This is a genomic window from Bacillus sp. C28GYM-DRY-1 (genome assembly GCF_030519405.1).
GTDB lineage: Bacteria > Bacillota > Bacilli > Bacillales > Bacillaceae > Bacillus > Bacillus spizizenii_A.
Genome location: NZ_JAUMKF010000085.1, coordinates 1 through 314, shown reverse-complemented (window position 1 = coordinate 314; position 314 = coordinate 1). Strand labels below are relative to the sequence as shown.

Below are 314 nucleotides of genomic sequence, written 5' to 3'. Positions count from 1 at the left end.
ATTGTATCTATCCAGTATATTGGATGTATACAATGGAGAAGTGATTGCTTTTACGATTGGAGATAAGCAGGACACAGACTTTGTCTTACACACACTTGATCAACTGCCAACACTGCCTGAGAACTGCGTGTTACATAGTGACCAAGGATCTGTATATACATCTTACGAGTATCAGAAAGCTGTTAAAACAAAAGGCATTACCATGAGCATGTCCCGCAAAGGGACGCCCGCTGATAATGCCTCCATCGAATCGTTTCATTCCTCACTAAAGTCTGAAACGTTCTATCTTAACAGCATTGATCGAACCACGACCG

1 protein-coding gene is annotated in these 314 nt (G+C 42.0%); it reads left to right on the top strand.

The window, feature by feature from the left end; translation table 11 throughout:
- Positions 1 to 314: DDE-type integrase/transposase/recombinase (locus tag Q3W56_RS20785; RefSeq protein WP_302896717.1), on the top strand; the 314-nt coding region annotated here is incomplete at both ends.